Here is a 12,511-nt window from a genome sequence, read left to right as displayed (position 1 = left end):
GCGCCCGCGTGCCGTTCCCCACGACAGCAACGATCCCCGAGGGAACTACTGTCGTCAGCCTTGTCCGACGCGAATCCCCCTCGAACCGCAGAAACTGCCACAGACCCCTTATAAGTTGCGCCGATGCCACGGCATCTATTCGTCGGATATATCCGACATCTGCAGCATTCTCCGGCCCATGCCCGCAAGGCTGCATCGCCGCCGCAAGACACCACTCGTCGGATTTTATCGACACTTCATACCGGCACCTCAATGGCGACCTTTTGCCGGAAATTTGTGCGTAAAAAATATAATATAATCATCATATTATACAATTTTCATGCAGCCATCTGGGCGGCTGCACAAAATATCGCATATCGCTATGATTGACGGAATATCGTGACAGGTCGTAGCGTTCTGTCATCTCAGCCGGAAACGAGCGGAAAGGCGGAAACATGACTGTGGCAACCCTGGGCCGGCGCGGAGCTCTGGCGGCCCTTCTCGGAGCGGGACTTTTCGCGGCGGGCGCGCCCATCGCGGCGCGGGCGGCGGATGATGTGGTGATTGGCGTCATCCAGCCTTTGAGCGGGCCCAACGCCCAGTTCGGCATCGGCTCCCTGCGCGGCATCGAGCTTGCCGCCGACACCATCAATGCCGCGGGCGGCATCAAGGCCCTGGGTGGTGCCAAGATCAAGCTGGTGACGGCCGACGTGCCCACCCCCAACACCGCCGCCGCCGCCACCCAGCGGCTGATTTCTCAGAACGGCGTGAGCGCCGTGATCGGCGCCTTCGTCTCTTCCACCACGCTCGCGGCCTCTGAAGTGACCGAGCGCGCCGGCATTCCGCTGGTGACCTTCGCCTTCGCCGACCAGATCACCGGGCGCGGCTACAAATACGTGTTCCAGGTCTCGCCCAAGGGCACCGTATTCGGCAAGGCGCAGTTTGATTATGCCACCGAGATCGCCAAGGCGGCCGGCGAGAAGATCGACAAGATCGCCATCCTTTATGAAGACACCGCCTATGGCACCGCCCAGGCCAAGGGCCTGCGCGACGCGGCCAAGGCGGCCGGCGTCGAGGTGGTGATGGACGAGGCCTATCCGCTCGGCATCACCGACGTCTCGCCGCTGGTGAACAAGCTGAAGGCCTCCGGCGCGCAGATGGCGTTCCCGGTCTCCTACCTCAATGATGGCCTGCAGATCATCCGCGCCCTGCGCCAGCAGAACATCGACATTCCGGTGGTGGGCGGCGCGGCCGGCTACATCATTCCCGACTTCAAGAAGGGCCTCGGTGAATATGCCGAAGGCGTGCTCTCGGTGGCCGCCGCTTCCGGCGACCTGATCCCCGAGGTGGCCGCCGAGTACAAGAAGAAGTACGGCACCTTCATCACCCATGAGGCTCTGATCCACGCCGCCGCCCTGGACGCGGTGGTGCAGGCCATGGAGAAGGCCAAGTCTTCCGACCCCGAGAAGGTGCGCGCCGAGCTGGCCTCCCTCGATTACTGCAAGGGCTTCGCCCAGGGCGTGCCGGGCGGCTGCATCAAGTTCGACGCCAACGGGCTCAACACCTCGTCCTTCCCGGTGTTCGTGCAGTGGCGCGGCGATGAGCCGGTCACCGTCTACCCGCCCAAGGCCGCCAAGCAGAAGCCCATGTGGCGCGGCAAGACCGTCGAGTGAGGCGGGGCAGCTGATCCCCCATTGAACATCCCCGCCCTTCCCGCTCCGTGGGAAGGGCCTCTTCTCCAGCAACGGATCAAGGCATGATTCAGGCTCTCGTCGACGGCATCCTGCTCGGCGGCGTCTATGGTGTGATCTCCACCGGACTGTCGCTGGTGTTCGGCGTGCTCGGAGTGGTCAACTTCGCCCACGCGGAATTCCTCATGCTGGGCATGTATGTGGCGTGGTTCGCCTGGCGCATGCTGGGGCTCGATCCGCTGCTGGGCTCGGTGCTCTCCTTCATCATCGTGTTCGCCGTGGGCTACGGCGTGCAGCGCCTGCTCATCCAGCGGGTGCTGAAAGCGCCGCCGGCGGCCCAGGTGTTCCTCACCGTGGGGCTCATGATCGTCATCGAGAATGCCGCCCTCATCGCCTTCGGCTCTGATTTCCGCTCGGTGAGCGTGCCCTATCAGGTGGAAGGCTATCGCCTCGCCGGCATCTTCATCAGCGCCCCCTATCTCTACGCCTTCATCGCCGCCGTGGTGCTCTCCCTTGCCTTGTGGCTGTTCCTGGAGCGCAGCTGGAGCGGGCGGGCTATCCGCGCCGTGGCGCAGGACCCCATGGCCTCGACGCTGGTGGGCGTGGATACCAAGCGCACCTACGGCTTCGCCTTCGGCCTGGGCGTCGGCCTCACCGCCTTCGGGGGCGCCGTCATCCTGCCCTACATCACGGTCAGCCCCACGGTGGGCGGCCAGTTCGTGGTGCTGATGTTCACGGTGGTGGTGCTGGGCGGGCTCGGCAGCGTCACCGGCGCCTTGGTGGGCGGCCTGGTGGTGGGCATCGTCCAGTCCATGTCGGCGCTGTTCTTCCCCATCCAGCTGCAGAATTTGTTCCTGTTCGTCATCTTCATCGCCGTGCTCGCCCTGCGCCCGCAGGGCCTCATCAAGGGGGCCTGAACGTTGCGCTTCGCACTCAAGCCGGGGCACGTGGTGCTGCTCCTCTTCTTCATCGCCGCGGCGCTCCTGCCGCTGTTCGTGGACCCGCGCGGGCATCTGCTGCGGGTGGCCGCCATGGCCTTGCTTTTCGCCGCCATGGCCCAGTCGTGGAACATCGTCGGCGGCCTCGCCAACCAGATCTCGCTGGGCCATGCTGCCTTCTTCGGCCTCGGCGCCTACACCTCCACCCTCCTGTTCCTGCGGCTCGGCATCTCGCCGTGGATCGGCATGCTGGCCGGGGCGATGGTGGCGGGCATCGCTGCGGCGCTGCTCTCGGTGCCCACCTTCCGCCTGAAGGGCCATTATTTCGCGCTGGCGACCCTCGCCTTCGCCGAAGTGCTGCGGGTGATCGCCAACAGCTGGGCGGATCTGTCCGGTGGCCCGGTGGGGCTCACCGTGCCCTTCCTCGGCACCCAGCCGCTCAGCTTCGCCTTCCGCGCGGTGTCGTCTTATTACTGGATCATCCTCGCCTTGCTGGTGATCGTGTGCGTGGTGTTCTACGTGCTCGCCCACGGCGCCATGGGCTATCGCCTGCGGGCGGTGCGGGAGAATGAGGCGGCGGCGGAAGTGGCCGGCGTCAATACCTTCCGGGTGAAACTGGTGGCGAGCGTGATCTCGGCGGCGCTCACCGCCATGTGCGGCACGGTGTTCGCCCAGTTCACCTTCTTCTTCGATCCGGACTCCATCTTCTCCTTGTCCGGCATCTCGGTGCGCATGGCCATGATCGCCATTGTCGGCGGCCTGGGCACGCTGGGCGGGCCCATCATCGGTGCCCTGTTCCTGATCCCGCTGGAGGAGGTGGCCAATGCCTATCTGTCGTCGCGGGCGGCGGGCCTCTCGCAGCTGGTGTTCGGCCTCATCCTCATCGCCGCCATCCTGATCCAGCCGCGTGGCATCATGGCCTTCTTCCCGAAGGCCAAAATGAAAACGCCACCCAAGGCGCAACCGGCAACCGAGGGAGCGCGCGGATGACCCCCACCAACCCCAAAGTGGTGCTGGAAGCCGCCGATATCTGCGTCACCTTCGGCGGCCTGAAGGCGGTGGATGGCGTGTCCTTCTGCCTGCATCAGGGCGAGATCGTCGGCCTCATCGGCCCCAACGGCGCCGGCAAGACCACCTTGTTCAACGCGCTCGTGGGGCTGCAGAAGCTCTCCGGCGGCGCGGTGCGCCTGGATGGCGAGACGGTATCGGGCCTCAAGCCCCACCGTATCGCCACGAAGGGCATGACCAAGACCTTCCAGAACGCGGCTTTGTTCCCCGACATGAGCGTGCTGGAAAACGTCACCACCGCCGCCCTGCTGCGGCATGACCTGAAGGGCGCCCGCGCCAAGGCCACCGAGGTGCTGGCGCGGCTCGACCTCAGCCCCATCGCCGACGCCGACGTGGCCGACCTCACCTTCCCCCAGAAGGCCATGGTGGAGATGGCCCGCGCGCTCGCGACCGAGCCCCGCGTGGTGCTGCTGGACGAGGTGATGGCGGCGCTGACCCCCAGCGAGATGGACGAGGTGATGGACGTGATCCGCGCGCTCAAGGGCGAGGGCCTGACCTTCCTGGTGGTGGAGCATCACATGCGGGCCATCATGGCCCTGTGCGACCGGCTCATTGCCGTGAATTTCGGCCGCCTCATCGCCGCCGGCACCCCGGCGGAGGTCGCCTCCCACCCCACCGTCATCGAGGCCTATCTCGGCCACGGCGCCGCAGGCCAGGAGGGCAGCCATGCTTGAGGTGCGTGATCTCAGCGTCTCCTATGGCGGCCCCAACGTGCTGGAGCATGTGGAGCTGGAGGTGAAGGCGGGCGAGACGGTGGCGGTGCTGGGCGCCAACACCGCCGGCAAGACCACGCTTTTGCGCACCATCTCCGGCCTCGTGGCCAAGGCGCGCGGCACCATCCTGTTCGAGGGCGCGCCCCTGCTCGGCCGGCCGGCCCACACCATCCCGGCCCTGGGCATCGGCCATGTGCCGGAAGGCCGGCACGTGTTCCCGCGCATGTCCACCATGGACAACCTGATGATGGGGGCCTTCGGCGACCGCCGCGCCAGCGACCTTCAGGCCCGCATCGACCGGGTGCTGACGCTGTTCCCGCGCCTCGGCGAGCGGCGCACCCAGATGGCCGGCTCCATGTCCGGCGGCGAGCAGCAGATGGTGTCCATCGGGCGTGCGCTCATGGGCAATCCCAAGCTGCTGCTGCTCGACGAGCCGAGCCACGGCCTCGCGCCCATCGTGGTCGACGAGCTGCATGCCGCCATCGGCGAGATCAACCGGCAGGGCGTGGCGGTGCTGCTGGTGGAGCAAAACGCGGTGCTGGCTCTCGACGTCGCCCATCGCGGCTACGTGCTGGAGGCCGGCCACGTGGTGCTGTCCGGCAGCTCCGAAAGCCTCAAGGCCGATCCGGCGGTGCGCCGCGCCTATCTCGGGGTCTAGCGCGCAAGCCGCCCGCAACGTTTCCAAGGAGAGACAAGATGAAGATCACAGCCGGCGTCGCCCAGGTGGGTGCGGTGCCCTATGACGTGGAAGCGAGCCTTGCCAAGGCCGAGGCCTGGATTGCCAAGGCCGGCGCGGCAGGCTGCCAGATCGTGGTGTTCCCGGAGGCGTTCCTGTCCGGCTATCCCAAGGGCTCGGATTTCGACATCTCCATCGGCGTGCGCACCACCCGCGGGCGCGACGAGTTCCGCCGCTATCTGGACGCCGCCATCACCGTGCCCGGCCCGGAAACCGAGCGCCTGGGCGCAGCCGCCGCGGCCGCCGGCACCTATGTGGTGATCGGGGTGATGGAGCGTGAGCTCGGCACCCAGTATTGCACCGCCCTCTATTTCGGCCCCGACGGCACCCTTCTGGGCAAGCACCGCAAGCTGATGCCCACCGCCGGCGAGCGCCTAGCCTGGGGCTTCGGCGACGGCTCCACCTTGCCGGTCATCGACACGCCCATCGGCAAGATCGGCGCGGTGATCTGCTGGGAGAACTACATGCCCATGTTGCGCATGACCATGTATGCCAAGGGCGTCTCCCTCTATTGCGCCCCCACCGCCGATGATCGCGAGACCTGGCTGCCCACCATGCGCCATATCGCCATGGAAGGCCGCTGCTTCGTGCTCACCTCGTGCCAGGTGGCGCGCCGCGGCGACTTCCCGGAGGATTATCGCTGCGCGGTATCGGATGATCCGGACACCCTGCTGATGCACGGCGGCTCGGCCATCATCGATCCGCTGGGCCAGGTGCTGGCGGGGCCGCTGTTCGATGAGGAAGGCCTTCTCACCGCCACCCTCGACCTCGACGACCTCGCCCGCGCCAAGTTCGATTTCGACGTGGCCGGCCACTATGCGCGGCCCGACGTGTTCACCCTGACGGTGAACGAGGCGCCACAGAACGCCGTCCGCCTCAAGCCCTGACCGGGACGGGCGGCCCGCCACCCCGCGCCAGCGCGCGGGGTGGCGCCCTCAGCCGCAGGCACTCTTTCACCCGCCCCTTGCGCGCTCGGCACCCGGGGCTGATACATCGGTTTGTTGTCCTCACCTCAATCGGCGCGTCATGAGCATTGAAGAAAAGCTGGCGAAGATCGGAATCAGCGGCAAGCTGCTGAAGCTCTATTTGGCCGCCGTCGAGCTGGGCGAGGCTCCCGTGCAGGAGATCGCCGCCCGCGCCGGCCTTGCCCGCACCACCGCTTATGACGTGCTGGAACGCCTGGAACAGGAAGAGCTGATCCGGGTGGAAGAGCGCCAGGGCCGGCGCTACGTGATCGCCGAAGATCCGGTGGGCATGCTGCAGCGGCTCGACCATCGCCGCCAGGTGATCGGCGACCTGATGCCCCAGCTGCGCTCCCTCTACAATCGCGCCAAGGGCAAGCCGCAGATCCGCTTCTATGAGGGCGAGGAAGGCGTGCACACCGTGCTGTGGGACACCCTCACCTGCCAGAGCAAGGTGCTGCGGGGCATCCTCTCCATGGGCGAGCTCATCGAGACACCCGGCCTTTCGGAGATGGACACCTACATTTCCGAGCGGGTCAATCGCGGCATCACCCTCAGGGTGGTGCGCTCGCGCAGCAAGGACACCGAGCGCATCTGGCCCTGTACGCCGCAGGACCTGCGCGACCTGCGCTACGCCCCCGACAGCATGGTGCTGGGCGTGACCCAATATGTGTATGACGACAAGGTCGCCATCATCTCCTCGAAGCGGGAAAATTACGGCCTCGTCATCGAGAGCGAGGATTTCGCGCGGCTGCAGACCATCCTGTTCGAAACCCTCTGGTCCATGAGCGCCCCTGCGAACCTGCCAGCCAGCCCACCGGCGAAGACAGGCCGTCGCGGCACCAAGACCGCGGGCTCGCCGCAATAGAGCGCTTGCGAGCGACGGGGATACCTGTCCCTTTGATGAATACGCCTCAAATTAGTGAGCCATGGCGTTCCCCGGCTTTAGCGAAACGCGGCAAGGCTCTGCAATAGAACTGAAGCTGCTTGAGCGACGTCTCAAGAACTGCGTGGCGAGCCTGAGGCTCCTCAATCTGCAGCACCTGTCCGGCACCGAGGGCCGCCGCACAATCGCCCCCCTCATAAGGGGCCCGCCGGAATGGAGATGGATTTCGGTGCGACATGCGCGGCCGGAGCGGCTTGGGCCACCACAGGCGCCGGCAGAGCGCGAGCGCGCATCGCGCCGGCTTGAAGGGCCCGCCCCGGGCAAGGAACGGCCCGCTTCAGCCACCGCCGCCTCGTTTCAGTTCCATCGCCTCGCCCCCACTCCACGCCGCGCCCGGGCACAGCCGCCAATCCCATCGCGCCGCCCGGATTGTCCAGGACCGGAGTGAGGGGAGGATCGAAGATTTGGGCCTCCACACCGCTAAACTCCCGCGAAAACCCTCGGATACCGGGGGCCGGCGAGCACGTCTAAGCGGATGCAGATGGAGTGCAGGGGCTGAAAATGATGCACCCTCTGGCAAGCGCGCCGCCCCCGCCACATGCGCGCAGGTGCTCCCGCAGCAGCCGGCGATCAACATCGCCCCCGACTTCAGAAACTTAAAGTAATTCAAAACATTCATTTGCACGAAAATACGCAATAAGTTTATGTGATTAAATTTTATAACTATTCAATCATCGACAAGCTGAGAGACTCGTGCGACTTTCGCTACGTCAAGGTGAACAGCTACTGCACTCGGCGGCACGCCAAACCCATCAGCCACGATCTTGACGTTCGGCTCTGGGCGGGTTGCCGGGATTTGAATAATGACGACCAATTTTCGTGGTTTCACTGAAGTTTTCCTTTTGGGCTTTGCGTTTACGGGCGGCGGCATAGGCTTGGCGAAGGCCCAGCAAGCAGCTGCGGAACTCGAGTTGCCGACCGTGGAAGTAGTCGGCTCCGCATCCGCGGAAGGCGACGACGGCGCGTCGGTTGCCGCCGGGGTGCGGGGCGCCGCCAACGGCCGGGCCACTCCGTCCTCCGCCTCACCCGTGATCGATTATGTCGCGACGGATTCACGCGTCGGTACCAAGACCGATACCCCGCTGATCGAGACGCCCCAATCCATCACCGTGATCGGCGACGAGCAGATGCGCGACCAGGGCGTGCAGAATGTTCAGGAGGCGCTGCGCTATACCCCCGGGGTCCTGGGCGGGGCCTTCGGCGTGGATACGCGCAGCGACTACAACTATATTCGCGGCATTCCCGCCACTTACTTCATTGATGGGCTGCGCAGCAGCTTCGGCTACACCTATACAATCCCCATCGAGCCCTATGCCCTGGAGCGCGTGGAAGTGCTGCGCGGGCCGGCCTCCATGCTCTATGGTCAGGCGCCTGTGGGCGGCATCGTCAACGGCGTCTCCAAGCTGCCGCTGGCGACGCCGCGCAACGAAGTTACGGTCGAATATGGCTCTTTCGACTTCAAACAGTTCAAGTTCGACAGCAGCGGCCCGCTGACCCAGGACGGCAAGTGGCTCTATCGCGTCGTCGGCCTCGCCCGTGATGCGGACACGCAGGTTGACTATGTGGGCGACGACCGCCTGATGATCGCGCCCTCCCTCACCTACCGGCCAACGGACGACACGTCCATCACGTTGCTGGCCAACATCCGCGATGACAAGACCGGTTCCACCCAGCAATTCCTGCCGGCGCTTGGCACACTCACGCCCAATGCATATGGCCAGCGCGCAAATTTCAGCACTTTTGTGGGTGAGCCCGGCGATTACTACAACACCCGGCAACAATCCCTGGAGATGCTCCTCGACCACAGGTTCAATGAGAGCCTGAAGCTCCACAGCGTCACGCGCTATACACACACCGAGAATGACTACCAGTCCACCTATGCGGCCGTCATGACACCCTCGCGCGTGGCGGTCTTCAACGCGCTTTTGGGGGGGCCGATCTTCAATCCGGCCTATGCCCCCTACCTCAATGCCGGGCAAAGTCAGATCGCCCGCGCCGTGACCAAGCAAAACACCGACACGGGCGTGCTGGCCTCCGACACCTACCTGTCCGGCACGTTCCAGACCGGCATCTTCGAGCACAAGCTGACGGGCGGCATCGACTACACGCGCTTCGCGATGGACCTGGAGACGGCCGGCACCCTGGTGGACAATGCACTGCCCGGACAGCCGCGCTTCGACATCTATGCGCCGCTCTACGGCCAGTCGACCTATCTTTATTCCCTCAGCGGCGGCATTGTCTCACCCTATGCCATTCCCATGTCCGCGCAGCCCCACGAGGTGCAGAGCGACGTGGGCCTCTACCTCCAGGACCAGATCAAGGCCGGGCCCTGGCGCGCCGTGCTCGGGCTGAGGCAGGATTGGCTCACCATCGAGCAGGACGGGTCGCCCTCGGACAATATGAGCGCCACGTCCAGCCGGCTGGCGCTCATGTATGAAACCGATTTCGGCCTTGCCCCGTATGCGAGCTATTCCACCTCCTTCACGCCGCAGCCGGGCGCGCTGGTGGGCTCCAGCATCTTTGCGACGGCCTATGGCGAGGCGCTCACACCCGCCAAGCCACTCCAGGGCGAGCAAGTTGAAATCGGCTTCAAATACGAGCACCCCACATTGCCGCTGGCGGTTAATGGCTCGCTCTATGAGCTGACGCAGAGAAACGCCATCGTCCAGCCCGACTTCCTGTTCGATGCCGTCGGCGGCGCGGACATCAAGGTGCGTGGATTTGAGATCGACGTCACCGGCAAGATTCTGCCCGAATTGAAGATGATCGCCTCCTATTCTTACACCGACGCCACCTATGACCGCTATCCGGAGCTTTACCCCTACGCTTCGGGCATCTCTGAATTCATGCAGGGCAAACCGGTCAGCGGCATCCCGAAGAATCTGGCCTCGCTGTGGGGTGTCTACACGGCGCAGGGCGGCGCGATGAAGGGATGGTCCGTCGGTGGAGGCGTGCGATATGTCGGGGCTTCGCAAAGCTTTGGACGCGATGTCGCCACCCAGCAGGCGCTCTATGTGAGGACACCGGCCTACACGCTCTTCGATGCCATGCTGGCGTGGGAGAATGAGGATTGGCGCTGGCAGCTGAACGCGCAGAACCTTGCCAACACCTTCTATGTGGTGAGCTGCACAGCCTATCGCGGCGATTGCGCCATTGGCCAGGCCCGCACCGTGATCACCAGCCTGACCTACAAGTTCTGACCGCACCCCATGCGACACGCGGAGCAACGATGACCTTCATGCCGGCGATCGAGACGCTGGGACGCCTGGCTGGCGTGGTGCCGCTCCTGTGCGGCGTCGTTCTCCTGCGTCGATGCTGGCGCCAGCGGGATGCGTCGGCGTGGGCGGTCGCAGCAGGGTGGGGGCTCATCCTCGCCGGCGTCTGGATGTTTGCGCGGGCCTTCGGGGTCAAACCCGGCATCGCATCCGGCCTTCTCGCCCTCTCCCTCATCGCGTTCGCCGTGATCGCGGTGCGGGTGGATGTCCGGCAGGCGCGCCGGCGCAAGGCGGCGCCCGCGACCTTCGAGCAGGAACCCCGCCGCACCGACTGGATGCGTGCAGGAGCCAAGGCATTCCTGGCCGTCGTCCTGTCGGGGTTCACGGCCATTGGCCTCGGCGTGGCCTTCGCGGTCGCCATGCCTCTGGGGCCCCATGATCGCATCGTCATCGGCGGCGTGCTGGTGCCGGTCCTGTGGGGCGCGGGCATGGCCTGGACCCTTTCCGATGCCCGCCTCGCACGAGCCACGGCGGCGCTCCTGGCGGCCTCCATCTTCGGCTATGGCATCGCTTTTTTGCCAAAGGTGATGGGCTGATGCGCCAGCGGATCGAAGTGCGGGCGGCCCGCCGCCCCTGGCTCTCGGCGGATTTCGTGCGCGCCATGTTGGCAGGGCATTCCGCGTTGGGGCTCGGCTTTGCGGCCCTGATCTATATCGTCTGCTTCACCGGAACGGTGGCGGTGTTCCTGAACGAGTTCAAGCGTTGGGAACAGCCGGACGCCCCCGTGGCCCCACAAGGCGTGACCGCAGACGCCGTCGCCGCGGCCTTCGCCGCCGCCCATGCGCGATCGCTGGCGGAAGGGGGCGCGGACGCGATCTATATCGCGGGCCCCGGGCCGATCAGCCCGCGCTTCGAGATTCATTATGACGACCATCACGCGGGCGTCGAAGGCGAGTGGCTGGCAGATGGGAACGGCTCCCTTATCACGCCGCTGCGCGCGCCATGGTCTGAATTCCTGGCGGAGCTGCATACGGCGCTGCACCTGCCGCGCGCGTGGGGCACCTTCCTGGTCGGGCTTGTGGGCGTGGCGCTGCTCTCCTCGCTGATCTCCGGCCTGCTGTCCCATCCGCGCATCTTCAAGGATGCCTTTGCTCTCAGATGGGGCGGTTCGCGCCGGCTGCAGGAAGCGGACCTTCATAACCGCCTCGGGGTGTGGGGCCTGCCCTTTCATCTTGCGGTGTCGCTCACCGGGGCGCTGCTGGGGCTCTCGACACTGATCATCGGCATCCTGGCACTCGCCGCCTATGACGGGGACTCGGAAAGGGCCTTCGCCGAGATCCTTGGCCCCATGGCCCGCGCCGACGAGACCCCCGCCCCCCTGCCCGATATCGCCGCCATGATCCGCCAGATCGAAGCCACGGTGCCCCACGCCCGGTTCGTCAGCGCGCGGGCGCAGCACATCGGCGCGGCGGGGCAGATGGTGCACCTCGGCATGAGAACACCCGGCCAGATCGCAATGGCCAACACCTATTACTTCGACGGCCAGGGTACCCGGCTCGGCGATGGCGGCCTTGAGACGGGCGGCATTGGCCAGCAGATCCTTGGCATGCTGCAGCCGCTCCACATCGGGTGGTTCGGCGGCATGGCGGTGAAGGTCGCCTACGGCCTGCTCGGCGCGGCTTTGACCCTCGTGACCTATAGCGGCGTGACCATCTGGCTGGCACGGCGCCGCGACAAGGGACAGCCGGCTCCCGGCTGGGAAGCGGCCTGGTCCGCTTTGGGCTGGGGCCAGCCTCTCGCCCTTGCCACCACTGCCGGCGCCTCTCTCGTGATGGACACAGGGGCCCTTCTGCCGATCTATCTGACGACGATGGCCGCGGCTTTTGCCGCCGCCTTTGCCACCAGGCACAGCATCGGCACGCCGCGCTTGCTGCGCCTTGCCACGGCCGCGGCCTTCGGCACCGTGGCCATTCTCCACACCATCCTGTGGGCCAGCCGGGGGAGCGACCCCATGGCGACCGCCATCAACGCCATCCTTGTGGGCTGCGCACTGATCCTGGCCACCTCCGCCTTCCACAGCAAATGGAAGGGCGTCTGACAGGCCAGGGCATTTCCCGGCCCGCAACATGGGGGAATGAAACTCATTGAGTTAAATAGATTATTCCTGAGTGCGGCATCCGCTTCGCTCGAAAAGGCCCTTACGGCGCCGATTGCGGACCCTGGCGGCGAGCCCCCGCGGGCTCCGGTGTCTGGCCCTCCGCCA

Annotated in this window: 10 protein-coding genes; all 10 read left to right on the top strand. The window is 65.7% G+C overall.

What is annotated here, in order from left to right; genetic code table 11:
* The first annotated feature begins 434 nt into the window (after positions 1-434).
* The 10 genes from V5F26_RS09600 to V5F26_RS09555 all read left to right on the top strand — a co-directional run bounded on the left by V5F26_RS09600 (position 435) and on the right by V5F26_RS09555 (position 12,346).
* A complete protein-coding gene (locus V5F26_RS09600) occupies positions 435-1,652 on the top strand; it encodes an ABC transporter substrate-binding protein (RefSeq protein WP_394947904.1) in 1,218 nt (405 codons plus the stop codon).
* A gap of 83 nt (positions 1,653-1,735) precedes the next feature.
* Positions 1,736-2,587: a branched-chain amino acid ABC transporter permease gene (locus tag V5F26_RS09595; RefSeq protein WP_234052504.1), complete on the top strand. Its 852-nt coding sequence runs from the start codon at positions 1,736-1,738 to the stop codon at positions 2,585-2,587.
* A gap of 3 nt (positions 2,588-2,590) precedes the next feature.
* Positions 2,591-3,598: a branched-chain amino acid ABC transporter permease gene (locus tag V5F26_RS09590; RefSeq protein ID WP_394947903.1), complete on the top strand. Its 1,008-nt coding sequence runs from the start codon at positions 2,591-2,593 to the stop codon at positions 3,596-3,598.
* Complete coding sequence (locus V5F26_RS09585) at positions 3,595-4,350, top strand: ABC transporter ATP-binding protein (protein WP_394054533.1); 756 nt, start codon at positions 3,595-3,597, stop codon at positions 4,348-4,350. Before V5F26_RS09590 ends, V5F26_RS09585 begins: the two co-directional genes overlap by 4 nt.
* Entirely contained in the window at positions 4,343-5,047 is a 705-nt protein-coding gene (locus V5F26_RS09580; RefSeq protein WP_234052507.1) for an ABC transporter ATP-binding protein, read from the top strand. Before V5F26_RS09585 ends, V5F26_RS09580 begins: the two co-directional genes overlap by 8 nt.
* Positions 5,048-5,085: 38 nt before the next feature.
* Entirely contained in the window at positions 5,086-6,012 is a 927-nt protein-coding gene (locus V5F26_RS09575; protein ID WP_394947902.1) for a carbon-nitrogen hydrolase family protein, read from the top strand.
* A gap of 139 nt (positions 6,013-6,151) precedes the next feature.
* Complete coding sequence (locus V5F26_RS09570) at positions 6,152-6,955, top strand: TrmB family transcriptional regulator (RefSeq protein WP_394054537.1); 804 nt, start codon at positions 6,152-6,154, stop codon at positions 6,953-6,955.
* A 998-nt stretch (positions 6,956-7,953) separates the two neighbouring features.
* A complete protein-coding gene (locus V5F26_RS09565; RefSeq protein WP_394947936.1) occupies positions 7,954-10,233 on the top strand; it encodes a TonB-dependent siderophore receptor in 2,280 nt (759 codons plus the stop codon).
* A 29-nt stretch (positions 10,234-10,262) separates the two neighbouring features.
* Positions 10,263-10,844: a hypothetical protein gene (locus V5F26_RS09560; RefSeq protein WP_394947901.1), complete on the top strand. Its 582-nt coding sequence runs from the start codon at positions 10,263-10,265 to the stop codon at positions 10,842-10,844.
* Positions 10,844-12,346 (top strand): PepSY-associated TM helix domain-containing protein, encoded by a 1,503-nt coding sequence (locus tag V5F26_RS09555; RefSeq protein WP_394947900.1) that lies wholly within the window; start codon positions 10,844-10,846, stop codon positions 12,344-12,346. Before V5F26_RS09560 ends, V5F26_RS09555 begins: the two co-directional genes overlap by 1 nt.
* Positions 12,347-12,511 lie beyond the last annotated feature (165 nt).

Origin of the sequence: Xanthobacter variabilis (assembly GCF_043831965.2) — a bacterium.
Classification (GTDB): domain Bacteria; phylum Pseudomonadota; class Alphaproteobacteria; order Rhizobiales; family Xanthobacteraceae; genus Xanthobacter.
This window is presented reverse-complemented; position numbering and strand designations above follow the sequence as displayed.